Annotated in this window: 20 protein-coding genes; 16 read left to right on the forward strand and 4 right to left on the reverse strand. The window is 43.2% G+C overall.

Going from position 1 to position 25,834, the window contains the following annotated elements; all coding sequences use genetic code 11:
• Positions 1-59 precede the first annotated feature (59 nt).
• Entirely contained in the window at positions 60-1,646 is a 1,587-nt protein-coding gene (locus JJQ94_RS12620) for an adenylyltransferase/cytidyltransferase family protein (RefSeq protein ID WP_236596601.1), read from the reverse strand.
• A gap of 193 nt (positions 1,647-1,839) precedes the next feature.
• Between JJQ94_RS12620 and JJQ94_RS12625 the strand changes: the two genes are divergently transcribed.
• Entirely contained in the window at positions 1,840-2,859 is a 1,020-nt protein-coding gene (locus JJQ94_RS12625) for a tetratricopeptide repeat protein (RefSeq protein ID WP_236596602.1), read from the forward strand.
• A gap of 151 nt (positions 2,860-3,010) precedes the next feature.
• Here the strand turns inward: JJQ94_RS12625 and JJQ94_RS12630 are convergent, their stop codons facing one another.
• The gene (locus JJQ94_RS12630; RefSeq protein ID WP_099031005.1) at positions 3,011-3,790 is read right to left on the reverse strand and encodes a nucleoside-binding protein; all 780 of its coding nucleotides are present in this window, start codon (positions 3,788-3,790) and stop codon (positions 3,011-3,013) included.
• A 73-nt stretch (positions 3,791-3,863) separates the two neighbouring features.
• A complete protein-coding gene (locus tag JJQ94_RS12635; protein ID WP_088530882.1) occupies positions 3,864-5,177 on the reverse strand; it encodes a Na+/H+ antiporter NhaC family protein in 1,314 nt (437 codons plus the stop codon).
• A 271-nt stretch (positions 5,178-5,448) separates the two neighbouring features.
• Between JJQ94_RS12635 and dapB the strand changes: the two genes are divergently transcribed.
• The 8 genes from dapB (at position 5,449) to JJQ94_RS12675 (ending at position 16,568) form a co-directional block, all read left to right on the forward strand.
• Positions 5,449-6,252, forward strand: a complete 804-nt coding sequence (gene dapB / locus JJQ94_RS12640) for a 4-hydroxy-tetrahydrodipicolinate reductase (protein WP_099031004.1) — start codon at positions 5,449-5,451, stop codon at positions 6,250-6,252.
• A 206-nt stretch (positions 6,253-6,458) separates the two neighbouring features.
• Positions 6,459-7,595: a glutamine-hydrolyzing carbamoyl-phosphate synthase small subunit gene (gene carA, locus JJQ94_RS12645; protein WP_099031003.1), complete on the forward strand. Its 1,137-nt coding sequence runs from the start codon at positions 6,459-6,461 to the stop codon at positions 7,593-7,595.
• A 16-nt stretch (positions 7,596-7,611) separates the two neighbouring features.
• Complete coding sequence (gene carB / locus JJQ94_RS12650) at positions 7,612-10,830, forward strand: carbamoyl-phosphate synthase large subunit (RefSeq protein ID WP_099031002.1); 3,219 nt, start codon at positions 7,612-7,614, stop codon at positions 10,828-10,830.
• A gap of 46 nt (positions 10,831-10,876) precedes the next feature.
• Positions 10,877-11,353 carry a transcription elongation factor GreA gene (greA, locus tag JJQ94_RS12655; RefSeq protein WP_010377973.1) on the forward strand — a complete coding sequence of 159 codons (477 nt, stop codon included), beginning with the start codon at positions 10,877-10,879 and terminating at the stop codon, positions 11,351-11,353.
• 155 nt (positions 11,354-11,508) lie between these two features.
• Positions 11,509-12,114 carry a hypothetical protein gene (locus JJQ94_RS12660; RefSeq protein ID WP_099031001.1) on the forward strand — a complete coding sequence of 202 codons (606 nt, stop codon included), beginning with the start codon at positions 11,509-11,511 and terminating at the stop codon, positions 12,112-12,114.
• 149 nt (positions 12,115-12,263) lie between these two features.
• Positions 12,264-12,539 carry a hypothetical protein gene (locus tag JJQ94_RS12665; protein ID WP_010377978.1) on the forward strand — a complete coding sequence of 92 codons (276 nt, stop codon included), beginning with the start codon at positions 12,264-12,266 and terminating at the stop codon, positions 12,537-12,539.
• Positions 12,540-12,791: 252 nt separating this feature from the next.
• A complete protein-coding gene (locus tag JJQ94_RS12670) occupies positions 12,792-15,590 on the forward strand; it encodes a collagenase (RefSeq protein ID WP_099031000.1) in 2,799 nt (932 codons plus the stop codon).
• 225 nt (positions 15,591-15,815) lie between these two features.
• Positions 15,816-16,568 carry a substrate-binding periplasmic protein gene (locus tag JJQ94_RS12675; protein ID WP_099030999.1) on the forward strand — a complete coding sequence of 251 codons (753 nt, stop codon included), beginning with the start codon at positions 15,816-15,818 and terminating at the stop codon, positions 16,566-16,568.
• 81 nt (positions 16,569-16,649) lie between these two features.
• Here the strand turns inward: JJQ94_RS12675 and JJQ94_RS12680 are convergent, their stop codons facing one another.
• Entirely contained in the window at positions 16,650-17,090 is a 441-nt protein-coding gene (locus JJQ94_RS12680) for a VOC family protein (RefSeq protein ID WP_017219233.1), read from the reverse strand.
• A 179-nt stretch (positions 17,091-17,269) separates the two neighbouring features.
• Between JJQ94_RS12680 and JJQ94_RS12685 the strand changes: the two genes are divergently transcribed.
• From JJQ94_RS12685 to JJQ94_RS12715, 7 genes are all read left to right on the forward strand, one after another.
• Entirely contained in the window at positions 17,270-18,442 is a 1,173-nt protein-coding gene (locus JJQ94_RS12685; protein WP_099030998.1) for a sensor domain-containing diguanylate cyclase, read from the forward strand.
• Between the two features lie 123 nt (positions 18,443-18,565).
• Positions 18,566-19,627 carry a DUF2066 domain-containing protein gene (locus tag JJQ94_RS12690; protein WP_099030997.1) on the forward strand — a complete coding sequence of 354 codons (1,062 nt, stop codon included), beginning with the start codon at positions 18,566-18,568 and terminating at the stop codon, positions 19,625-19,627.
• Position 19,628: 1 nt separating this feature from the next.
• Complete coding sequence (gene hda, locus JJQ94_RS12695) at positions 19,629-20,333, forward strand: DnaA inactivator Hda (protein WP_141557620.1); 705 nt, start codon at positions 19,629-19,631, stop codon at positions 20,331-20,333.
• An 83-nt stretch (positions 20,334-20,416) separates the two neighbouring features.
• The gene (gene pheS / locus JJQ94_RS12700) at positions 20,417-21,397 is read left to right on the forward strand and encodes a phenylalanine--tRNA ligase subunit alpha (RefSeq protein ID WP_010604038.1); all 981 of its coding nucleotides are present in this window, start codon (positions 20,417-20,419) and stop codon (positions 21,395-21,397) included.
• A 13-nt stretch (positions 21,398-21,410) separates the two neighbouring features.
• Positions 21,411-23,798: a phenylalanine--tRNA ligase subunit beta gene (gene pheT / locus JJQ94_RS12705; RefSeq protein ID WP_099030996.1), complete on the forward strand. Its 2,388-nt coding sequence runs from the start codon at positions 21,411-21,413 to the stop codon at positions 23,796-23,798.
• Positions 23,799-23,800: 2 nt separating this feature from the next.
• Positions 23,801-24,100 carry an integration host factor subunit alpha gene (gene ihfA, locus JJQ94_RS12710; RefSeq protein WP_010377997.1) on the forward strand — a complete coding sequence of 100 codons (300 nt, stop codon included), beginning with the start codon at positions 23,801-23,803 and terminating at the stop codon, positions 24,098-24,100.
• A gap of 110 nt (positions 24,101-24,210) precedes the next feature.
• Complete coding sequence (locus JJQ94_RS12715) at positions 24,211-25,821, forward strand: EAL domain-containing protein (protein ID WP_099030995.1); 1,611 nt, start codon at positions 24,211-24,213, stop codon at positions 25,819-25,821.
• Positions 25,822-25,834 lie beyond the last annotated feature (13 nt).

A 25,834-nucleotide genomic window follows, 5' to 3' on the forward strand; every position in this document is an offset into this window, starting at 1 on the left:
AAATTTTTGAGCGCCGCTGATTTTCACAATATCAAACTCATTTTAAAATAGGCTCTCACTCAATCCCGAACTCTCCCACATATTCCCGCAGTTTTCGCACAATTAGCTATAGAGTTTTTGTACATTGGATCACTTTCTTTAATTTTAGTGCTAGAAATTCCTTGGGTATAAGGGATATAAACAACCCGAATATTGTGTGGTGCTAAAGCTGCTTCCAATGCCTGCCAGCGGGGCGTGTGTTGCCATTCATCACCGCAGATCACAAGGTTTACTCTTTGTTGTGCGATCCAGTGCGCTGCTCGCTCAGTATCAGCCATTGGTGCACCGACTAAAACCGCTTTATCTACGCATGCTAATGCCTTAATAATACTTAAGCGCTCGTCTTGATCCATTATTGGCGGTCGTCCCTTACTTTTTAACGCAAAAGCATCCGGTGCGACCCCAACAACTAAGTAGTCTCCATGTGATTTCGCTAACGACAAATACGTTAAGTGACCAGGGTGAAGCAGATCAAAAAAACCAAGCGCTAAAACACGGCACGGCTGTTGTGATTCCATCTGCTTTAGTACGAACTGCATAAGATTTTTTAAAAGACTGTCATGAGGCTTGAATTGTAATAGCACCCTAAGTATTACATGCATTTTTTTGAAGTTGCCTTTTTTCCACTCAGTGTAAAGGTGAGAGTAGGCATAACAGTAATATAAGTAGGAATCTTGCATAATATTCGGGGCGCAGACGATGGTATCAAAATTTGCGTCAGGTATTTTCCAATCCAACCCATATAATGCTTGTAAGATTTGCTCTGGATACTGGGGATAACAAATTTCTCCGGCAGGTGAGCTGATGCTCACAACTTGAATAGCAGAGAAACGCGTCACTCTATTCCAAGTAAAAGGTACGTCTTGCATCCATAAACCTGATATTGTATCTCCAGTGCTTTGCTCTGTGGCATAACCGCAAAGGTCAAGCACTAAGCCTGATTGGTGGCGAAAACATCGAGGGTTTATAAGTCCATAGGATTGTGCTTCTTCCTGCCAACCAAGATGCTGTAAATGTTCGATTGCGCTTTCCATGTGAGACCAGTCGATACCAATATCAACATCTTTATCATTTTCTAAGAGTTGACCTTCACGTTCTAACCCAAGCAAAGTACCAGCCGTAGGGAAAGCATAAAATCCCGCCTTTTTTAAGGATGACAACGTTTGTAGTAATAGGAGTAATGCGTTTTCAGGAGTTAGTTTAGTTGAGCTCGCGCTTTCATGTATTGGTACTTCGGATGATTGAACTTCTGCAATGTTTGTCAGTGCGTCATGCTGTAAGCGCCATTCTAGTGCTTGATAGAAGGTTTGAGCGGCGAGTGGTAGTTGTCTGTTTTGTTGATAACTGCGAGCGAGAATATAATAGCTATCTGGTACATCTGGGTGTTTATGTAGCAGTGCTTCAAGTTGTTCAATCCACTCACTCCCGGCTTGTCTGCGCTGTGCCAATTGTGCGAGATATAAAATGACCTGCTGAGAGGGTTGCTGTTGATATAGCTGCTGAAATGCTTGTTCTGCTGCTTGGTCTTGGCCCGAAGTAAAATACTCGATAGCCTGTGTCATCTTTTTATTAAGCTGTGACTGTTTAATTACTGTGTCTTTCTGCATTGATTAAATACCTTGTTGTGCTGCTTTTAGTTTTTGTAGTCACAGAGTCCATATTTTGATGACCCACTTTAATGGATTTGATGTGTTTAATGTGAAGTCGCTAGCGGTTTTATACTGCTGCACGATCGGGCATTTTGCCAACCAGCGGAAGCTCCACTATGATTACTTTAAATCAGGAAATCGGAGAGCGAAAGTGCTACCAGTTTTAATTATTTTTTCTTCTCTGACAGGACTTGCCCCTGATGAATTGTTTAAGACATTACAGGTTATTCAAGATTTAAACATCTCTAACCCAACACAAGCAACTCGGGTATATGAAGCCGCGTTACCCAAACTTCCAGAACAGCCCTCTAAAGGTATCTATGAGTTACATCGCGCCGGTTTAGAAGCTGCAATTAAAACAAACGATACGGTCAGAATACGTGAAATAGTAGCGCTATTTTCCGACAATACTGAGTGGCTTGCGTATTTGCAAACTGAGAAAGGGCAAATTGCAAATTACCTCGCGATTTATTATCGCCGGATCGGTAAGCCTGCGCTTGCGCAAAAAAACTATGAATGTGCACTTAAGTACTCAACTCACGAGCAAAAGCCACTTATCGTTAATAATCTCGCCGTTTTATATCGAACAACAGGGCAGTTAGAAGAAGCAATCAATATTTTAACGCCGACATTGTCTGAGGTGAAGGATGAACAACTGGAAGCGGCACTTAACAATAACTTAGCTAATGTTTATTTTGATATGAGTAAGTATCAGCATGCTGCAAGACTATATAGGCAAGCTTTCCTCTATCATCAAAAAGCAGAGCAAGCTTACGAAGCGAGCTATACGGGGTTAAATTTATTAAATGTTTATTTGCTTGCCAATCAGTGGAAAAACTTTAGGCGCTATATGAATACAGTGAAAACTCAGCTAAGTGCGGTAGAGGATAAAGAATTATCTATTGTGTTTACCTGGCAGGAGCTAATTTTTCAAAAAAGTAGAAATGGCATACAGCCAAAAGCAGAGCAAGTTGAGTTTCTTATTTCGACTTTACCCCTGTTGTTCCAAAGTGATTTCGGCAGCAATATGGAGAAATATGTTTATACAATGCAACTCCCAGAATTGATAGCATCTTACAATGCGCTGTTGTCTGAGCAGCAAAAAGTGGCAGCCAGTGTATCGACGAATGCTTCACAATTGGAAGTTGCGCTATCTTGGTGTGAGCACTAATCCATCACAAAAAAATTATTACTACAGTAGAACACAACACAGTTTTTTATACGTTGAATGGTAGATGTAGTCAGGTGGAGGCTGATAAATAATGAGTACCTTTGACTCAACCATCACAGAGTAAAGTCAAAGGTCAAAAGCGAGTTCAAAGTTAGAAAGTCCACGCTAGATGTAGCTGGGGAACAGATTCTTTGGTATTTGTGCCAAGTTTGTTGCGCCAATACTGCCATTCAACACCTAACATTAATTGGTTGTCAGGCATGCCTATCGCGTAACCGAGATCCCATTGTAGAATTGGCTGCGCGAGCAACCAGCCTTTTACGTCATTACCCAACTCGTTCTCTCGCTCGCCAATATATTCTACGTGACCTGTGAGATAGAACTTTTGCTCGCCTATTGTGAAGGGGTAACCCCAAGCGAGATCTATCATCCAGCTATCACTTTCTTTAGGCGCACCGCCATGACTAATACCTTGGCTATCGTCTTGATAAAGTGTGAATGTAGAAGAGAAAAAATTGAACCCTTCAAAATTCCAATTTACTTTGACACCAGGCAAGTATTTCATCACCTTAGCGTCTCCGGCTGCATTGAAACCCATCGTTAAGCTAACGTCAGCTATGGCGTCGAAAGAAGACTTAAAGCCAGCAATCTTTGACATCGATAAGCTTGAATACCACTCTCCATAAAAGTCACCGTCTTGGTAACCATCACTAAGGTCATCTTTACTGTAATCGATAAAGAAGAAATTATCGCCATAGCGATATCCAGACGCATGTTGTAATGAGTAAACCGTTGCCGTTGCTTCGTTTCTGCTAAACGGGTTTTTGAAATCACCGTGGTTTATATGTAGTTGCGTTGTACTCCAATCAGCTGCATAACTAAATGCGCTAAAAGCAAGTGAGGAGGAAATGATGAGCGTGTTGATTTTCATTTATTAATTCGGATAGCGTTAAAAATGAAAGTATAACAAAAGCGCCCAAAGTTGGGCGCGTAAACCGAATAAATTATGCTTTATTTCTTCTTAGGCAGATAACGGTAATGGCTGTGAAAGCCAGAATGAAACAGTAATAAGAAGAACTAGATACATCCCAAGGGCTGATTTTAAAAGTGGCCCCGAGTAGCAGTGCCTGTGCACCATAAGGTAAAGAGCCTTGCATAACACAAGCAAAAATATCTAATAAGCTTGCTGAACGCTTAGCTGAGATTTTTCCATCTTCAGCCAGTTTTTTAGCGACAGGGCCAGCAACTATGATACTTACCGTGTTATTTGCGATACACAAGTTACTTGTTAACACGAGCGCAGCAATACCGAGTTGATCAGCAACTTGACGGTGCCACTTTGCGATAATGCTGGTAATTTTTTGGATCTGTTTGGCTAAAAAATCTAGGCCGCCATTGATACGAATAAATTCAGATAAACCACCAATGAACATAGACAGCAAGAAAATCTCCTGCATATCACTAAAGCCTTTATAGATATCGTTTAAGAATGCAGCACCTTGATAGTCACCGACAAAACCCATACAGCCAGCAAACACGATACCACTAAAGAGCACAACAAAAACATTGATACCAATCACCGCCAAGACCAAAATAAATGCGTATGGTAAAACCAATAACCAATCAAACGGCTTGGTTTCTACAACTTGCGGCTCTGGGGTTAAAAACACCAATAGTAAAACAGTCAGCAGTGCAGCTGGCAGGGCTATTTTAAGATTCTCTCTAAATTTATCTTTCATTTCACAGCCTTGCGTTCGCGTTGCTGCGATTGTGGTATCAGAAATAATGGATAAGTTATCGCCAAACATTGCGCCCGAAACGATAGTGCCAGCCATAAGTGCTGGATCAATTCCGGTTTTCATCGCGACGGCAACAGCAATAGGTCCAATTGCACCAATTGTGCCCATGGAGGTTCCCATTGCGGTAGAGACGACAGCAGAAATAAGGAACAAGCCGGGTAATAGAAATGCCGGAGGAATAAGTGATAAACCGGCGTTAACAACAGCGTCAACACCGCCAGTGGCACTTGCAACCGCAGAGAAAGCACCTGCTAATAAATAGATGAGGCACATGGTGATGATATTGCTGTGTCCTGCGCCTTGAATAAAAGTTTCGACACTGCGGTTGATGGTATCTTTATTAAGTAAAAAAGCGAGAACGATGGCTGGTAAAATCGCGACAGGAGCCTTTAATTGATAAAACGCATAGTCAACGCCTTGCGATTGCAAGTACAATCCTGCGCCAAGAAAAATCCCTACAAAGGTCAACAGCGGCAATAATGATAGTTTTGCCTTTGTTTGATTGTAATTTGGTTGCATAGCACTCCCCAACAATAAAGCACAGCCAATAGCCAGCTGTAAAACCGCACAACACACCTAAGATGAAAATCTCTCAACTTCAATAGGTGAGCGAGCGCGGCAGTTTATATGTTTAGACGTCTAAAGTCTAATGTTTTATTATTTTCAACTTAACTGACTATGACACACAGATACGGTAAACTCTACTCCCGCAAAAACGCATTTCTATTATCCGGTTAGCCATCGTTGCTGCCTTTTGGATAATCAACATCGCAAATAAAAAGGGTAACGTATGACAAGAATAGGTATTTACGGTGCGAATGGCAGAATGGGGTTAGCATTGATTGAAGCCTGTTATTTGTCGCAACAAGTAGAGCTGGCCAACGCTTTTGTACGAGATAATTCACAATATCTTGATAAAGCAGTTAATCAACTGCAGCCTCAAGCAGACGCAGATATCTGTTTTAGCTCCGAGCAAAGTAAGCTTGAAAATGTTGACGTATTAATAGACTTTACTTTGCCAGAGGGCATGAAGCAGCATTTATCAGCTGCAATTGCTGCTAAAAAACCGATGGTGATCGGTACTACTGGACTGACAGCAAGTGAAATGGCGCTGTTGGTGGAAGCCGCAAAAGATATCCCAATTGTGTTTTCTCGCAACTATAGCGTTGGCATTAACTTGCTACTGAACCTAGTACAAACAGCCGCACAAAAGCTGGCTGACGACATGGATATTGAAATTTTCGAAGCGCACCATCGCAACAAAATCGACGCGCCCTCAGGAACTGCGCTAGCTATCGGAGAGGCGATTGCAGAAGCAAAAGGCTGGCAACATGATGACGTTGCGGTTTACGACCGAAGTCAGAGCCATGAAGCGAAATCTCAACAAGAAATCGGTTATTCGGTCCTCAGAGCGGGAGATATAGTAGGTGAACATACGGCTTACTTCTCGACAATGGGGGAAAGGCTCGAATTAACACATAAAGCAGCGTCGAGATTGACCTTTGCATCAGGTGCTGTAAGGGCTGCGCAGTGGCTAAAAGATAAACCTGCAGGCCTTTATGATATGCAAGATGTGCTAGATTTAAAGAAGTAAGTATAACATTTTGAGGCTTTAAAGTAAAAAAAGAGTTTAATGGCTTATTTTTATAATTTTTGTGATTTATATTAGACGAAAAGGTATTCATACTGTAGACTATAACGAATTTGCCAAAATTTTAATAACTGCGTGTTACCAAGCGCTTTGTAGACGGGATGTTGAGCGTTTTGCTTTCGCCCGTTTTTTACTATTAGGAGGTTAACTTGACTAAATCCGCTCTGTTAGTCCTTGAAGACGGCACGGTGTTTCGCGGTACTGCTATCGGTGCTGACGGTATGTCAGTCGGTGAGGTGGTATTCAATACGTCAATGACGGGGTATCAAGAGATCTTAACGGATCCTTCATACGCGGAACAAATCGTTACGCTTACTTACCCACATATCGGCAACACCGGTACTAACAGCGAAGATGAGGAAGCGGACAAGATCTGGGCAAAAGGCCTAGTGATCCGTGACTTACCACTGCTTGCGAGTAATTTCCGTAACGAACAATCATTGAGTGATTACTTGAAAGAACGCAATATCTTAGGGATCGCAGATATTGATACTCGTAAACTAACTCGCATTTTACGTGATAAAGGCGCCCAAAACGGCTGTATCATCGCAGGTGACGAAGTAAACGAGCAAAAAGCGCTAGAAGCGGCGCAAGCATTCCCTGGCTTGAAAGGGATGGATTTAGCAAAAGTAGTAACAACAGAATCTCAGTTTGAATGGCGTGAATCAAGCTGGACTCTAGGCGAGGGCTTTAAAACGCTTTCTGCTGAAGAAGAAAAATTCCATGTTGTTGCGTACGATTTTGGTGTGAAAAAGAACATTCTTAGAATGTTAGTTGATAGGGGCTGTAAGTTAACCGTTGTCCCAGCAGAAACCTCCGCTGCTGACGTACTTGCATTAAACCCTGATGGCATCTTCCTATCAAACGGCCCTGGCGACCCTGAGCCATGTACTTATGCCATTGAAGCAATCAAAGCATTTTTAGAAACAGATACTCCTATTTTTGGTATTTGTTTAGGCCATCAGTTATTAGCACTCGCTTCTGGTGCGAAAACAGTAAAAATGAAGTTTGGTCACCATGGTGGTAACCACCCGGTTAAAGACTTAGATCGTGATGTCGTGATGATCACTGCACAGAACCACGGTTTTGCTGCTGACGAAGCAACGCTTCCTGATACGCTACGTGCAACGCACAAGTCACTGTTCGATGGCACACTGCAAGGTATTCACCGTACTGACAAGCCAGCGTTTAGCTTCCAAGGTCACCCTGAAGCAAGTCCTGGTCCACATGATGCGGCACCGCTATTCGACCATTTCATTGAATTAATGCAATCTCGCAACGCTTAATTAGACCGGAGTAATAATGCCAAAACGTACCGACATAAAAAGCATTCTGATTTTGGGCGCAGGCCCAATCGTTATCGGCCAAGCATGTGAATTCGATTACTCTGGTGCTCAGGCCTGTAAAGCGCTTAGAGAAGAAGGCTATAGAGTTATTCTTGTAAACTCTAACCCTGCGACTATCATGACTGACCCTGAAATGGCGGATGCAACTTACATCGAGCCTATTCACTGGGAAGTGGTAGAAAAGATCATCGAAAAAGAAAAGCCTGATGCGGTGCTGCCTACTATGGGTGGCCAAACAGCACTTAACTGTGCACTAGACCTAGATAAGCACGGTGTGCTTGCTAAACATGGCGTTGAGCTAATTGGTGCGACAGCAGATGCAATCGATAAAGCGGAAAACCGTGAGCGTTTTGACGCGGCGATGAAAAATATCGGCTTAGAATGTCCTCGCGCTGAAATTGCACACTCAATGGATGAAGCGCATGACATCTTAACTCGCATCGGGTTCCCATGTATTATTCGTCCTTCATTCACGATGGGCGGCACCGGTGGTGGTGTTGCGTATAACATGGAAGAGTTTGACGAAATCTGTACTCGTGGTCTTGACTTGTCACCAACAAATGAGCTGCTTATCGATGAAAGCCTATTAGGCTGGAAAGAATATGAGATGGAAGTGGTTCGTGACAAAAACGACAACTGTATCATCGTATGTTCAATCGAAAACTTCGACCCAATGGGCGTACACACTGGTGACTCAATCACAGTTGCACCAGCACAAACGCTAACTGATAAAGAATATCAAATCATGCGTAACGCCTCGATGGCGGTACTTCGTGAAATTGGCGTTGAAACTGGTGGTTCAAACGTTCAGTTTGGTGTCAATCCTGTTGATGGCCGTATGGTTATCATCGAGATGAACCCGCGTGTATCGCGCTCTTCTGCGCTTGCGTCAAAAGCAACGGGCTTCCCGATCGCTAAAATCGCTGCCAAGCTTGCCGTAGGTTACACGCTTGATGAGCTTCAAAACGACATCACAGGTGGTGCAACTCCAGCATCATTTGAGCCGTCAATCGACTACGTAGTGACTAAGATCCCTCGTTTTAACTTCGAAAAGTTCGCAGGTTCAAACGACCGTCTAACTACGCAAATGAAGTCGGTTGGTGAGGTGATGGCAATTGGTCGTAACCAACAAGAGTCATTACAAAAAGCACTACGAGGCTTAGAAGTGGGTGCTACGGGTCTGAACCCAATCGTTGCACTAGACGCACCAAACGCAAAAGAAACGATCATCCGCGAATTACGCGAGCCAGGTGCTGAGCGTATTTGGTATATTGCTGATGCGATGCGTCACGGTATGTCTGTTGAAGAGGTATTTGAACTCACTAAAGTTGACCCTTGGTACCTAGTTCAAATCGAAGACATCTTAAAAGACGAAGCGACAATCGCTGAAGTGGGAATGGCAGGTCTAAACAAAGACTTCCTGCGCCGCTTGAAGCGTAAAGGTTTCTCAGATGCTCGCATTGCCGAAATCGCAGGCGTATCAGAAAAAGAAATTCGCAAGAAGCGTCACCAGCTTGAAATTCTGCCAGTTTACAAGCGCGTAGACACATGTGCTGCAGAGTTTAGCTCAGACACCGCTTACATGTACTCAACGTATGATGAAGAATGTGAAGCGAATCCTTCTGACAAAGACAAAATCATGGTTATCGGTGGCGGTCCTAACCGTATCGGTCAAGGTATCGAATTCGATTACTGCTGTGTACACGCAGCCCTTGCGATGCGTGAAGATGGCTATGAAACTATCATGGTTAACTGTAACCCAGAGACAGTTTCAACAGACTACGATACGTCTGATCGCTTATTCTTCGAGCCAATTACACTTGAAGACGTGCTAGAAATTGTCCGTGTTGAAAAGCCAAAAGGCGTGATCGTTCAGTACGGTGGTCAAACTCCACTTAAACTGGCACGAGATCTTGAAGCGAATGGTGTTCCAGTTATTGGTACTTCTCCTGACGCCATCGACCGCGCAGAAGACCGTGAGCGCTTCCAACAGCTAGTAGAGCGTCTAAACCTACTTCAACCAGAAAACGCAACGGTAACGTCACTAGAAGAAGCGGTTGCTAAATCACAAGAAATTGGCTTCCCACTGGTTGTTCGTCCATCATACGTACTTGGTGGTCGTGCAATGGAAATCGTATACGATGAAGACGACTTACGTCGCTACATGACAGAAGCGGTGTCTGTTTCTAATGAAGCACCAGTACTACTTGACCGTTTCTTAGATGATGCAATTGAAGTAGACGTAGATGCTATCTGTGACGGTGAGAACGTTATCATTGGCGGTATTATGGAGCACATCGAGCAAGCCGGTGTTCACTCGGGTGATTCGGCCTGTTCATTGCCTGCACATACGCTGCCGCAAGATATTCAAGATGTGATGCGTAAGCAAGTCCGTGATATGGCGCTGGAACTAGGTGTTGTTGGCCTGATGAATACCCAGTTCGCGGTGAAAGACGGTCAAGTTTACTTGATTGAAGTTAACCCGCGTGCAGCTCGTACCGTACCATTTGTTTCAAAAGCAACAGGCATTGCACTGGCAAAAGTCGCGGCACGTTGTATGGTTGGTCAATCTCTTGAAAGTCAAGGTGTCACGAAGGAAGTTATCCCTCCATATTACAGTGTGAAAGAAGTGGTATTGCCATTCGCTAAGTTCCCGGGTGTTGACCCAATGCGTGGCCCAGAGATGCGCTCGACGGGTGAAGTGATGGGAGTTGGTGAAAACTTCGCCGAAGCATTCGCAAAAGCCCAATTAGGTGCATCAAACACTTTACCACGTGGCGGCCGCGCGCTACTATCTGTGCGTAATGGTGATAAGGCACGCGTAGTTGAACTAGCTAAGACAATGAAAGCAATTGGTTTTGAGTTAGATGCAACGAATGGTACGGCGACAGCGCTTGAAGAAGCGGGTATTGAAGTACGTCGCGTAAACAAAGTATTCGAAGGCCGTCCTCATATTCTTGACCGTATCAAGAATGGTGAGTACAGCTATATCGTTAATACTACCGAAGGTCGCCAAGCTATTGAGGACTCGAAGGTGTTACGTCGTGGTGCACTTCAGCATAAGACTAACTACACCACTACGCTAAATGCAGCGTTTGCAAACTGTACAGCGAATGAAGCTGACGACAGAAATTCTGTAAACTCTGTTCAAGAACTACACCAGCGTTTGAACTAAAAAGAACAAGGCCAGAGCGTCAGCTCTGGCAATGAGTGAGATACTTATGCAATCAATTCCGATGACAGTACGAGGCGAAGAGTTGCTTCGTGATGAACTGAATCATTTAAAAAAAGTTGTTCGCCCGAAAATCGTTGCAGATATTGCAGAAGCACGTGAACACGGTGACTTGAAAGAAAATGCTGAATACCATGCTGCACGTGAGCAGCAAGGTTTTTGTGAAGGCCGAATTCAAGAAATTGAAGCTAAGCTTTCAACAGCACAAATCATCGACGTGACTAAAATGCAGAACAACGGCAAGGTTATTTTTGGTAGTACTGTGACTATTGTTAATGTAGATACAGACAAAGAAGTGACTTATCGTATCGTTGGTGACGACGAGGCCGATCTTAAGAACAACTTGATTTCTGTTAATTCACCGATTGCGCGTGGATTAATCGGCAAAGAACTAGATGATACAGTGAATATTCAAACGCCAAATGGTGCTGTTGAATATGAAATCATTGAAGTTGAATACAAGTAATCCTTTCTTTTAAAGCCCGCATCCGCGGGCTTTTTACTATAACAATCATTTCTACTTTAGCTGCTGTAATGCCGTGTAATTGCCATTTTTCTAAATTCTTATAGCTTTGTTTGATGCCTATGTATTTTTGGAACAAACATTTTTAGGAGAAATGGATGTCATTTGAAGTAGATCAATTCAAAACACAAGGGTTTGAATTGTTTATGTCAAGCTGGAAATCTAGGTTGGCAGGCGCGGGTGCGCGGGATCTCTCCCAGAATCAACATTGTTTTTGGCGTACCATGCGTAGTCGATGTGCGATTGATCTTTGTAAGCAGAGTGAGCTTTTGCAAGGTGTGAGTTTAGCAAGATATGATACCTATCTTATTCTTACTGCTTTGCTGTATACCAATAGCTTGTACGCAAACTCAGATTTAATCATTGGTTATAATCTACCAGATTACTTTTTTACCAGTAACAGTTCGGAAGCTCGACACAACTTCTCTCGTGAGTTACTTGATTCGCTTAAGCTCACTCAGCCCTTGTTCTTAGTTGATGAATATTTTGAAAATTTTGAGATCAATACCGTTGCTTATGACGAGCTAAATGAGGCTAATCCCGTTTGGCACGATATAAGTAGCGAATTAGGCACTTTACCCAGCTTAGCGAATGTCACACGATCAGAGCATCAGCTTTCCTTGAATCTATTACACTTCGTACCGAAGCTATTCTCTGGTAAGCAACTTGCTGAGCAAGTAAATTATTTAGCTGAGATAGAGTAGGGTTATACACATCTGACATAGTTTGAAACGAATTTGATTTAGACTTTTAGTGCGAGCTTGTTACACTCGGATTGTTCCCAAAACCAATCAGGCACCGGTTCATAAATGATATGTTAGTATGAGCCGGTATCTTTATCAGGAGAATAACCATGAGTTTATTAAAAAGCGCATTGTTTAAGACGTTGAAAAATAAGTCTACTCAGCAAGTCGCTTCAGTGGTATTGGATAAGGCACTGAAGCAGGGAAAAGAATACCTAGATTCAAGAAACACCAGCAGTGGTAACGATACAGATGAGTTGCTTTTAGGGCTACAGCATTTATTAGCACAAAAACCAAATGACGGTGTTTATTCAATCACGCTATCCACTTATCGAGTGAGAGTAAAAATTACTTCCGGTGCTATTTCCCATATTGATAAGATCTAATTTATTCCACTCACTGTAAATTTTTATTCCTTCTTTTCGTCAATTGGTTGGACTTTTAATCATAAAGATCAACCAATTGGGTGTATTTATAACCTACGACCTTCCCCTTTGGATACGCGTTTTTAAGATTATGGTGGCTTTTCCGTCGAGCCACTATTCCATAAAGTTATATAAAATATATTGTATACATTGTAATTTTAGTGTTAAAAACCTATAACCCAATCGGGTTTGGATACACAACAGGAAAGGTACATGATGAAAATTACAAAACTCACTTTGGCGTTATCTGCGCTTACAGCGATAAATTCAGCCAACGCACATCAAGAATCACAGCGACTCTTTAAGCCGCTCGATGCATCGGTTCAAGTGGAAACGAACATTTCCCATGGCCATGAGCACAAAGATTTGCATGATAGAGCACCCGTTGCACATACACCAACAAGGAGTATGCCGCTATTATCTGCTAAACACACGCCATTATTGCAAGCGATGGCAGTAAGCCAAAGTGAAGCGATTGCTGCATGTGATTTAAATAGCTTAGCAAGTGCGAGCAGTAGCCAAATTGTTACTGAAATAAAGCAACAGGGTACGAGCTGTATCAATGCTTTGTTCTCCGCTGACAGCAGCATCCAAACACAAGTATTCACTTCAGATAAAATGTACGCTGCGGCGCAAAATGCCAAATCGCTTTCGCAAAGCTATTCAGGCAACGGCAGTGCCGACCTCGAAGCGCTTTATTTATTTATTCGCGCTGGCTTTTATGTTGAGTTTTACAATGATCAGGTGACTTTTGCTACTTGGGTTAAGCCTGCGGTGAAAGATGCGTTGGATGCCTTCGTTAGCAATAGCCATTTCTACGACGACAATGATGCCCATGGTAAAGTACTCGGTGAGGCTATTACTACAATGGACTCATCGGAACTACAGGGGCACTATCTGCCAGTTGTAAAAGCATGGCTATCTAAATGGAATGAAAGCTACGCTCAAAAGTGGAATATGCGCAGTGCGGTAAATGGCATTTTCACTATCTTATATCGTGGTCAGTGGAATGATAACTTTGTCGCTTTGGTTAAAAACGATCAACAATTGGTGAGTTTACTAGGGAGCTTCACCGCACAAACTTGGATGGTAAATTCAGACTCTGAATATCTAATCATCAATGCTGCGAGCGAATTGGCTCGACTTAAATTATACAATGGTGCAGCTATTCAAGAGTCAGTCGACACGCAATTAACCGCTTTATTCTCGCGTTATAACAGTTATGGCTTTGGCGATGGTGTCTGGTTAGCTGCGGCTGATGTCGCGACCTATTATGCTGATTGTGGCCAGTTTGGGATTTGTAATTTTGATAAAGAACTAGAAGTAAAGGTACTTTCTCAACAACATAGTTGTAGCGATACGATAAAGGTTAGAGCACAAGCGCTCACGGCCCAGCAATTAACTTCAGCGTGTCAAACCATGGAAGCGGAAGAGGGGCGATTCCACACGATGCTGGAAACAGGTAGCTTACCTGTTGCCGATGATAACAATGATTTTCTGCAAGTGAATATCTTTAATAGCAGTGCAGACTATAAAAAATATGCCAAAGCCATTTTTAAGATCAGCACCGACAACGGTGGTATGTATTTAGAAGGTAATCCCAGCGATGTGAATAATGTTGCTAATTTTGTTGCATACGAGGCCAGTTATGCAAAACCGGATCATTACATCTGGAACTTAGAGCATGAATACGTGCATTATCTTGATGGGCGTTTTGACCTGTATGGTGACTTCAATGCACCGACTAAGCCTATCGTCTGGTGGAGTGAAGGGGTGGCTGAGTACATTGCAAACCTCAATGATAATCAAGCCGCAATAGATACAATCAAAGATGGCTCAGTTTATACGCTAGCCGAAATCTTCAGCACGACTTATGACGGTTTTGATCAAGATAGAATTTACCGTTGGGGTTATTTAGGAGTGAGATTCCTGTATGAGAAGCATTTTGATGAAGTGCTCGCAATGCGACAGGAAACGAGACAAGCAAATTGGAATGCGTACCAAGCCCGTATGGACCGACTCGCATCACAGTATCAATCAGAGTTTGTTCAATGGTGTAATGAGCTTGCCGCTGGTGGTCAGAATAGCGCACCAACTTCAGAGATTAATGGCCCGTACTCTGGTGACGTTAATCAAGCGATACAGTTTTCAAGCCAAGGTAGTGTCGACCCAGATGGTGATGCACTCACTTATCTGTGGCGTTTTGGTGATGGTAGTCAAAGTAATGAAGCCAATCCCACGCACAGTTATGTGCAAGCAGGCGAGTATCAAATTAGCTTAACAGTGAGTGATCCTAGCGGTTTGAATCACACTAGCAATACAGTGGCTACCGTGAGCGCAACGACGTCAAACAAACTACAGTCTGGCGTAGCTGTCACGGTTGCGGGCGAGCAAGATGAGCAAGTTGCATTTTCAATTGATGTTGTGGCTGGTAGCGATAAATTAGTCATCAGCACGTCTGGAGGCACAGGTGATGCCGATCTTTACGTTAAGTTGGGCTCGGCGCCAACGTTCAGCGAGTATGATTGCAGACCATACCAATCCGGTAACGAAGAGGTATGTGAAATCACTACACCTGCCGCTGGCACCTATTACATTATGCTGCATGGTTATAATCGCTTTGAAAATGTGCAGTTGTTAGGAGAAATCGTAACAAATTCAACAATAGAGGACGTATGTCAGTCGCAGGGTAGTGTCTCTAATGGTAGATTAGCAGCGGATGAAACAATTTGCCTTGGAAGCCAAGAGCCGATGTGGTTTAGCCTTGAGAATGTAAGTGGTCAACAATCGGTGGTGATCAAAACAGCTCATGGTAGTGGTGATCTTGGGCTTGAATACAGCAATGCAGGATGGCCAAATGGCACTAATGTGGATGCAAGCTCGTTCAATCAAGGTAACCAAGAGTGCATTGAGATAAGTGCGCAATCTGAATATTGGGGATACTTGAAAGTGTCAGGAGCACCAACGGGGGCAGCGCTGAAAGTGTCTTATAACAAAGATGGTTGTCAGTAATTGCCTAATACTAAGGCAGACATAATGAAAGTAATAAAACGGGTGATACAGGTCACAGTTATTACTTGTTCATAATTTGTTTTTGTTATATTTTTGTAAAATAAGGGGCCTTTGGTCCCTTTGCTCATTTAAAAGCATGTAAAAGGAATTAACCGATGTGCCGAGAAGGAGCTAGGCTGTAGTTTTAGACTGTATTAAAAGTTTAGGTTAGACACGAGGCACTCAGTGTTAAAAAAGTATTGTATTGCCATTGTTACTTGGTTAATGGTGGCCTTTTCAGTGACAGCCGCTGAAACCCAAATTCTCTACGTATATCATCACAAGCCGCCCTATATTATTGATCTAGAAGCGCAAAAAGGTCTTTATTTTGATTTAGCAAAACTGATTAATGCCGTGCAAAAAGAGCTGCAGGTAGAAGTACGTTTTGTACCACGTAAACGCTTAGATAAGCAGCTCGAACAGCAAACGCTCAAAGGATTTATTTTAGGGGTAAACCCAGCTTGGTTTGATGACCGCAAAAAACAAAAGTATTTGTGGAGCGGCCCGTTAATGTATGACACGGACGAATTCGTCTCACATGTAGAGCAACCGTTTGAATATTATCACCCTAGCTCATTGTACGGTAATCAAGTTGGCGCCATTGCAGGGTACTACTACCGCCACTTAGATCAAGGAGTGGAGCAAGCCAATATCCAGCGAGTGAATGTAAATTCCGAAGAAGCACTATTGGAGATGATCCTCAAAAGGCGGGTGAGTATTGCCATTGTTAGTCGCTCTACGACAGAATATCTTATTGCTAAAAATGGTTGGAAGCGAGTGTTCCACTTTTCTCAAAATCCCCATGAAACCTATTTTAGAGCAATATTGGCGCCTAAAGATTCAGCATCGGATTTTGAGGCGCTACAACAGGTGTTAGATTCCAAGCCTTTCAAAAAGCAACTGGTGAAACTGCTTAAAAGCTACCATCTTGCTTATTGAAGTAAGGGGGAAAGGAGCGGTAGTTATTCTGATTTCAGGTTAGATACATCGCTCCGGTGCTATAGTGATTACCAGTAATTATTACCAACTACCCGTATTTTCCATTGACTGCCAAGGCTCGGCTGGAGGTAACGCATCACCTTGTTGGAGTAATTCGATAGAAATTCCATCTGGAGATTTAACAAATGCCATGTGACCACAGCGCGGTGGCCGGTTGATCACCACACCTGCATCTTGCAGCTTTTGGCAAAGTGCATAAATGTTTTCTACGGCAAAGGCCAAGTGGCCAAAATTACGACCACCACTGTATTCTTCCGGATCCCAGTTATAGGTAAGTTCGATAGTAGGAGAAAAGCTTTGCTGCGCTTGCTCAACTTGATCAGGGGCGGCGAGATAAATCAAACTGAAGCGGCCTTGTTCACTGTCATAACGTTTTACTTCAACGAGACCTAAGAGGTCGCAATAAAACTTCATTGATTCATCAAGATCACGTACTCGTACCATGGTATGTAAGTATTTCATTATGTATTCCGTTTAGACTCTAGTCAGTAAATTTTAAAGTGTTACACATCAGATTGAAAGGTCAACAGACCTCAGGCACCTAGATGACCGGATAAAAAAGTAATTGATTTCTGGTAATTTTTAGTACTGCTAGTTAAGCTTTTGTGAGATTGAGAATTAATGATTCAAAAGGGCGCTCAATGATGGCAGAACTTCCTGAAGTAATAGATAGCATGACCGATATCGTTTCGTGTTTAAACACCAGCGAATCTTTGGAGCACTTCTTGTTGAATGTGCACTGTATTGTGCAAAAAATTACTTACGCGGACAATTTCTATGTGGTTTTGCAAAGACAAGATGGCGAGTTTGAATTTCCCTATTTCCATGATGTCAAAGACAGTATTTCGCTCGAGGAATTAAATAGTCTAACTAGCACAGAAATAGACAAAACGCTTACTAGTTATGCGCTGCGCTCTGACAGTGTAAAGAACTATTCTGAGCATGCTTTGATGGCACTGACCGAGAAAGGGGTTATTGAAATGTTAGGCAGTTTCCCCAAGCAATGGCTGTGCTTTCCGCTAATCAATCGCGACAAGCATTTAGGCGCGTTTGTGATCCAATCCTACCGTCGTAGCGATGAATATTCAGAAGCCATGGTGGATTTGTTGTATACCGTTAGTCATGTTATTGCGTCTGCGATGGATGCATTTGCAAACCAGCAAGCACTCATTGAAGCGAATAAAGCGCTTAGAACCCATGAGCTTGAACTGGAAGCAATGGTAGAAAAACGCACCCATGAACTTAGTGTGAGTTTAGAGGAATTAAGAACAGAGGTCGAAAAGCGCAAATCACTTCAAGAAAAGCTAGAATTTGATGCCTACCACGATAACCTTACGCAATTGGCGAATCGAAAATACCTATTTAACGAGCTGAATAAAATGTCTGCTCGCTCGATGCGACAGCCAGTAAATGTGTATTTAGGGTATCTCGATTTAGATAACTTCAAGCCGATTAATGATAATCACGGCCATCATAGTGGTGACGAGGTTTTGGTACATGTAGCAAGACGTCTACAAGAAGCGTTACGAGAGTATGACTTTGTTTGTCGTATTGGTGGAGATGAGTTTGTCTTTGTGATTAATGAAAAAATTGCTCGGGACTTGCTTGAAAGCTTAGCAAATCGCCTTTTGGGTGTGATAAATGAAGATATCTTGCTTACCAATGGTGAGTTGGTAAATGTCGGTTGTAGCATCGGCATGGCGGTTTCTGAGGGCGTGGAATTCAGTGCGGAATCGTTGTTAAAAGTAGCGGATCAAGCGTTATATGAGTCGAAAGGAAAGGGCAAGAATCAGGTCTCATTTAGCTTCAAATAACACTGAATATAAGATTAATATTTTGTTATTTATCATGTTTTTATAAAATTTCATGATATTGCTCGTTGCCCTTTGCTTTAAGCAGATGATTGATTTAGGATCAGGCTTTATAGTCAGAAAAACATGGACATTATGATCATCAGGCTGATCCTTATTGCACTGTTTTGTTTTGCTATGACGGCAAAAGCAGTTGAAGTTCAAAATTTATATGAAGCCTCGCTGAGTGTTAGCGACAAATCTCGCGCAACGCGAGCGCAAGCGAGCCAACAGGCATTATTAAAAGTGTTGCAAAAGCTCACAGGTAAAGCCGATGATTTTTCTCACCCTTCGATCCAAGCGAGCCTTAAGCGCATCTCAGATTACATGCTGAGATATGAATATTATGATCGACAAGGCGTAACCAAAATAAAGGTGGAGTTTGAGCCTGGTAAGGTCGAAGATCTAGTCAGAGAAGCTGGCCTACCGCTTTGGGGTAACCGCCGTCCTATGGTCGCGATTTGGATGGTGATTGAAGATAATTTCCGCCGAGAGTTTGTTACGCAAGAAAGCTACCCCCAACTCGAACGCCTGATTTATGACACCGCAGACGAATGGGGCGTGCCAGTGGTTGTTCCTTTGATGGATCTTGAAGATCGCAGTAATGTGAGTATCGCAGAGGTGTGGGGAAACTTTTCTAACGAAGTTGAGGAAGCGTCATTGCGTTATGAGGCGGAGCGCGTTATCACCGCACGTTTGTTTCAGCCCCCCCATACAAATTCTTGGCAGCTAGACTGGCGCTACACTGATGCTGAATATTTTGAGCCTGAGCAATATGTCGGTGACAAACAGCAAGTCATTATTGATATGGTGAATCAGCTATCTAGCACCTTAGCTCAGAAATATGTTATCGATCCTAATCTCACTTTAGAAGCCCATCGAACTGAAATTGTCGTTGAGCAATTACAGTCATTTACGGATGTAGAAATGGCGAAGCGTCGTTTGCTATCTATGAGTACCGTGGTGGGTGTCGATGTGATCTACCGTGCGAAAACAGCAGTGAAGTTTGCGATTGAACATACCTCAAATGTATCAGACTTGCGTAAAACGATTGCATTGGAGCAAAGCTTTAAGGCGTACGAAGACCCGAGAGCCTATTATCAAATCGCAGACGACAACAACCTTAAATACAATTGGGTGGGTAAATAGGATGGAATCGCCACGTCAAATGGCGTTGCCAGTGACGCTGCCTGATGACGAAACCTTTGCCTCTTATTTTGGCGGTGAAGCTTCATTGGAAGTAAGCCACTTAAAAAATGGTCTTGCCCGTCGTTTAACCGGTTTTCAGTACACTTATCTGTGTGGATTGGCAGACTCTGGCAAGTCGCACTTGCTTTATGCCACGTGCATTGAAGCGCAAGAGCTTGGACTCTCGACTATTTTATTGTCGGTGCGAGAAGTGTTGGATTTTGGTCCCTTAGTGTTAGATGGGCTCGATGCATTGGATGTAGTTTGTATAGACGATGTGCATTTGGTTGCAGGGGATGAAGCGTGGGAAAAAGCCTTATTTAACTTTTTCAATCGTTTTAATGAAAAAGGCAAATGCCTAGTGGTTACTGCCGATCTGTTGCCCAACATGCTGAATTTGTCACTACCAGACTTAGAATCGCGTCTAACCTGGGGAACGACCTTTCAGATCCGCTCGATGAGTGATGATGATAAAGCCGAAGCCTTAGTAAAAAGAGCGCATATGCGTGGCCTTGAGCTATCCGATGAATGTGCGCGATTTTTGCTCACGAGATTGAGTCGTGATATGCGCGCTTTACTTGATGTATTGGATAAACTCGATCACGCATCCATGGCTGCGCAAAGAAAGTTAACAATTCCTTTTATAAAAGCCACTTTAAAGCTGTAACAGGGCTAGAATATCGCCTTGCAATTCAGTTATCATAAGAGATTAAATAACAGCAAATTACCTCAGCAAAGATCAGGTAGACAATGAATTTAGAAAATATTTTAGCGCAAGCGCTTGAAGCCGTTGAGCAGGCAAGCGAAATTGCGCACCTTGAGGAAGTTAGAGTTAACTACCTTGGTAAAAAAGGTGAGATCACAGGTCTTCTTAAAACGCTAGGCAAACTAGCACCAGAAGAGCGTAAAGATGCAGGTCAAGTGATTAACCAAGCTAAGACCCAAGTACAAGATGCGATTACGGTAAAACGTGAAGCGTTAGCCAATGCAGCACTTGAGCAGAAGCTAGCAGCTGAGACGATTGATGTGACGTTGCCGGGTCGTACAATGCCAGCTGGTGGTCTTCACCCAGTTACTCGCACTATTGAGCGTATTGAGCAGTTTTTTGGTGAGCTAGGATTTGCTGTTAAATCTGGCCCAGAGGTTGAAGATGACTTTCATAACTTTGACGCGCTAAATATTCCAGAGCACCACCCAGCGCGTGCCGATCATGATACTTTCTATTTCAATCCTAAATTGGTACTACGTACACAAACCAGTGGCGTTCAGATCCGTACTATGGAAGCTGAGCAGCCGCCTTTGCGAATTATCTCGCCAGGTCGTGTATACCGTAACGATTACGATCAAACACATACGCCAATGTTCCACCAAGTTGAAGGCTTGATGGTCGACACTAACGTGAGCTTTACAGAACTTAAAGGGATTTTGCACGATTTCCTACGCAACTTCTTTGAAGAAGATATGGAAATTCGCTTCCGTCCTTCATACTTCCCGTTTACAGAACCTTCAGCTGAGGTGGACGTAAAAGGTAAAAATGGTAAATGGCTTGAAGTACTAGGCTGCGGCATGGTGCACCCGAACGTATTACGCTCGGTAGGCATTGACCCTGAAAAATACACTGGTTTCGCCTTTGGTATGGGGGTTGAGCGTTTGACGATGTTACGTTATGGCGTAACTGACTTAAGAGCTTTCTTCGAAAACGACTTAAAATTCCTAAACCAATTCAGATAAGAGCGACAAAAGTATGAAATTCAGTGAAAAGTGGTTACGCGAGTGGGTCAATCCAGCAATTGATACTGATGCGCTATCTGAGCAATTATCAATGGCGGGTTTAGAAGTTGATGGCGTAGACCCTGTTGCCGGTGACTTCCAAGGTGTGGTTATCGGTGAAGTGGTTGAATGTGGTCAACACCCAGATGCCGACAAACTTAGAGTAACAAAAGTAAACGTAGGCGAAGACGAACTACTAGATATTGTCTGTGGTGCCGCTAACTGCCGTGCCGGTTTAAAAGTGGCGGTTGCTAAAGTGGGCGCAACGCTTCCAGGCGATTTCAAAATTAAGAAAGCTAAACTTCGTGGCCAGCCGTCTCACGGTATGCTGTGTGCGTTTGAAGAGCTTGGCATGGCGGAAAGTTCAGACGGTATTTTAGAACTCCCTATGGATGCGCCAATCGGTCAAGATATTCGTGAATACTTCGGCTTGAACGATGTAACGATTGATGTCGATTTAACGGCTAACCGTAGCGACTGTTTAGGGATCAAAGGTCTGGCTCGTGAAGTTGGAGTACTAAACAGCATCGACGTAACAGAAGTTGCTATCACGCCAGTTACGCCAACGATTGATGATAAAATCTCTATTGAACTGGTAAACAGCGAAGCATGTCCACGCTACTTAGGTCGTGTGATCAAGGGCGTTAATGTTAAAGCAGAGACCCCGTTTTGGATGGTAGAGAAACTGCGCCGCTGCGGTGTACGCTCAATTGATCCCGTTGTTGATGTTACGAACTACGTATTGCTTGAGCTAGGTCACCCTATGCACGCGTTCGATTTAAGCCAAATAGAAGGTGGAATTAAAGTACGTAACGCCTTTGAGAATGAAGAGCTAGTATTGTTAGACGGCAACACAGCGAAGCTTAATCCATCAACACTACTGATTGCTGATGATAATAAAGCACTTGCGATGGCAGGTATTTTCGGTGGTGAACAGTCAGGTGTTAGTGAAGAGACAAAAGACATCTTGTTAGAAAGCGCGTTCTTTGCACCGCTTGCGATTGCAGGTCAGGCACGCAGCTACGGTTTGCATACCGATGCATCGCACCGTTATGAGCGTGGTGTAGACCCTGTACTTCAGCGTGATGCGATGGAAAGAGCAACAGGCTTGCTACTTGAAATCGTTGGCGGTGAAGCAGGACCGATTGTTGAAGCAGTGTCAGAGGCGGATTTACCAAAAGAGCGTCAAGTAACTTTACGCCGTGAGCGTTTAGACCGCGTGATCGGTTATCATATCGAAGATGCTAAAGTGTCAGATATCTTAACGCGTCTGGGCTTAGCGGTAACATTTGCAGACGACCAGTGGCAAGCTCAAGTGCCAAGCTATCGCTTCGACATTAGTATCGAAGAAGACTTAATTGAAGAAGTTGCTCGTGTATTTGGTTACAACAATATTCCAAATGTGGCACCAACCGCTGCGTTAAAGATGACAGATCATCAAGAAGCATGTTTGCCAGTAGCGCGTTTTAGAGATGAGTTAGTAAGCCGTGGTTATCAAGAAGCCATCACATATAGCTTCGTTGATCCAAAAGCACAACAGCAGCTACACCCAGAAGCCGATGCATTAATTCTTCCGCACCCAATTTCGGTTGAAATGTCTGCAATGCGTGTAAGCCTGATGACAGGCCTGATCAATGCGGTTTCTTATAACCAAAACCGTCAACAATCGCGTATTCGCTTATTCGAAACGGGTCTTAAGTTTATCAAAGACGACAACGCGGAAAACGGCGTACGTCAAACTGCTGTGATCGGTGGTATCGCGTATGGTAACACGCATAACGAACATTGGTCTGTGCCTTCACGTAAAGTGGATTTTTTTGATGTGAAAGGCGATGTAGAAGCATTACTTGCGCTTTGTAACGATAAAGCCCGTTTTAGCTTTAAAGCAGAAGCGAGCGATGGTTTGCATCCAGGCCAATCAGCTGCAATTTATGCAGACGGTAAAAAGGTTGGTTTCATCGGTGCAGTACACCCTCAGCTATTAAAGCCGTTAGAGCTTAAAGATACACCATATGTATTTGAAATCGACATGGCTGCTTTAGAAAATCGCTTGCTTCCAGAAGCAGTTAGTATCTCGAAATTCCCATCAAATAGAAGAGATATTGCTATTTTAGTTGCAGATGACGTAAAAATAGGCGATATTTTAGAGTGCATTGAGAAAGTTGGCGGAAATCAATTAGTTGACCTAAACTTATTCGATGTGTACAAAGGGCAAGGGGTTGAACCTGATCATAAGAGTTTAGCCATTGCTCTAACATTACAAGCGGTTGATAGAACGCTCGAAGAGAAAGACATCAGCGCGGTTGTAGAAAACGTGGTGGCCGAACTGGCCAAACAATTCAATGCATCGTTGAGGGACTAGATATGGCGCTTACTAAAGCCGACATAGCTGAACACCTATTTGAAAAACTGGGGATCAATAAGAAAGATGCCAAAGACTTAGTTGAAGCGTTTTTTGAAGAAATCCGCTCAGCGCTAGAAAACGGCGAGCAAGTGAAGCTCTCTGGGTTTGGTAACTTTGACCTTCGCGACAAGAAGGAACGCCCGGGTAGGAACCCAAAAACTGGGGAAGATATTCCTATCTCTGCGCGACGCGTGGTAACTTTTAGGCCTGGCCAAAAGTTAAAAACCCGTGTTGAGGTCGGCACAAGCAAAAACTTGTAATATAAGAAAGCCTTGGTGGTGATACCAAGGCTTTTTTTATATTGAAATAGTTTTGTCACATATTCAAGCTACACTCTGCGCCTGTTTGCGTTCCGTGGAGTGAGGAGCTTATGCGAGGAGCACACTCCTTAAGCAAGTTGTTTAAGAATATCTTTATTGCTTGGTTGTCTTGCAGCTTTGTATTTTCAATTGTGGCTGCCTTCACTTATGTGCATCAAAAAGAGACCGCTAAATCCAACCTTGTCACTGTAGCGAGTCGGATTGTATCTGACATCAACAAAGAGTTTGTCGTTGTAGACGATACCTTAAAACATGCCATCCACCTTTCTCCGAATTGCGACCCTGAGAGTCTACACTACATGCGTAGATTGGTTTTTGAAAACCCTGGTATGAGCGAAATAGGGATCGTAGATAGTAAAGGGAAATTGGTCTGCAATTCTTTTGGGCAACTCACTCCACCTGTGAATACCAGCGCCCCAATAAAAAAGCCCGGGCTTAGATACTATGGCCCAATCATTACAGACTATTTAGAACTTCCAGCCTTTGTTTTAGCGCGCACGAGAGACGATGGTTATGAGGTGAATGTGTTGATGCCGGATCATTGGCTAAAGAGTATGCTTGATATCTCAGCTCATCATAATACCGATTTTGCTGCCTTGGTCGACAATAGCACGGGTGTGCCGGTTTTTTTAAATGGTAAATACGCTTTGCCAATCCGCCAAAAACTATTTCCAACTGCTAATAGCCGCGCAGTAGAAGGACTCTTTGATGATGCAAAGGTAAAGTTTGCGTACATTGCAGCTATTCCGAGTTTGCCGCAGATGAGCTTAATCATTGCAAAAAATGATGAGCAATTAGTGAGCCTAGGTTGGTTGTGGCTAGTACTTTGGAGTGTGTTGTATTGCGCCTCTTGGGTTGGCCTCACGTTGTTATTAATCAGTTATGACAAGCGCCAGCTAAGCAGTAAAACACAAATATTAAGAGCATTGGCAAATGATGAGTTATTTAATGTGTATCAACCTCTCGTGAATGCACAGATGCCATCGATAGTGGGCGTGGAAGTACTCATTCGTTGGCGTCACCCACTTGAAGGAGTGCTCGGTCCCGCTTACTTTGTGCCTGAAGCTGAGCGTGATGGTACTATTTTAGATATCTCGATAGCGCAAGTCGAAAACGCTGTGCGTGATTTGACGGACATCTTAGCCGCTCAGCCAGATTTTAAGGTGTCTTTTAACGTTAATGGTTTACTTCTGGGCTCTAAACGCTATATCGACGCCTTACTTGCTGCAAAAAACCAAATATCTTCATTAACTATTGAATTAACTGAACGTGATGTGCTGACGCAGGCTCAAACGAAAACGGTACTAACCGAGCTCAAACGTGCTGGAATAGAAATCGCGATTGATGACTTTGGCACGGGGTATAGTGGTTTGCAGTACTTACAAAGTTTTCCGATCGACCTGCTGAAAATAGATCAGAGCTTTGTTGCATCAATTGGCCTAGATACTTTGCAATCCCCGGTTTTATCGGCAGTGATTGATATGGCGGGAAAGCTGGATAAAAAACTGATTGCTGAAGGGGTAGAAACTCAAGCTCAAGCTCGTTATCTCAAAAGTCGAGGGGTGAATGTTCATCAAGGTTGGCTTTATTTCAAAGCACTGGAACTGCCGCAACTACAGCGTGAGATGGATAAAGTGTTAGATAACAAAAGAGCGGCTTAACCGCTCTTATTTA

Source organism: Pseudoalteromonas sp. GCY, from assembly GCF_016695175.1.
Classification (GTDB): Bacteria; Pseudomonadota; Gammaproteobacteria; order Enterobacterales; family Alteromonadaceae; genus Pseudoalteromonas.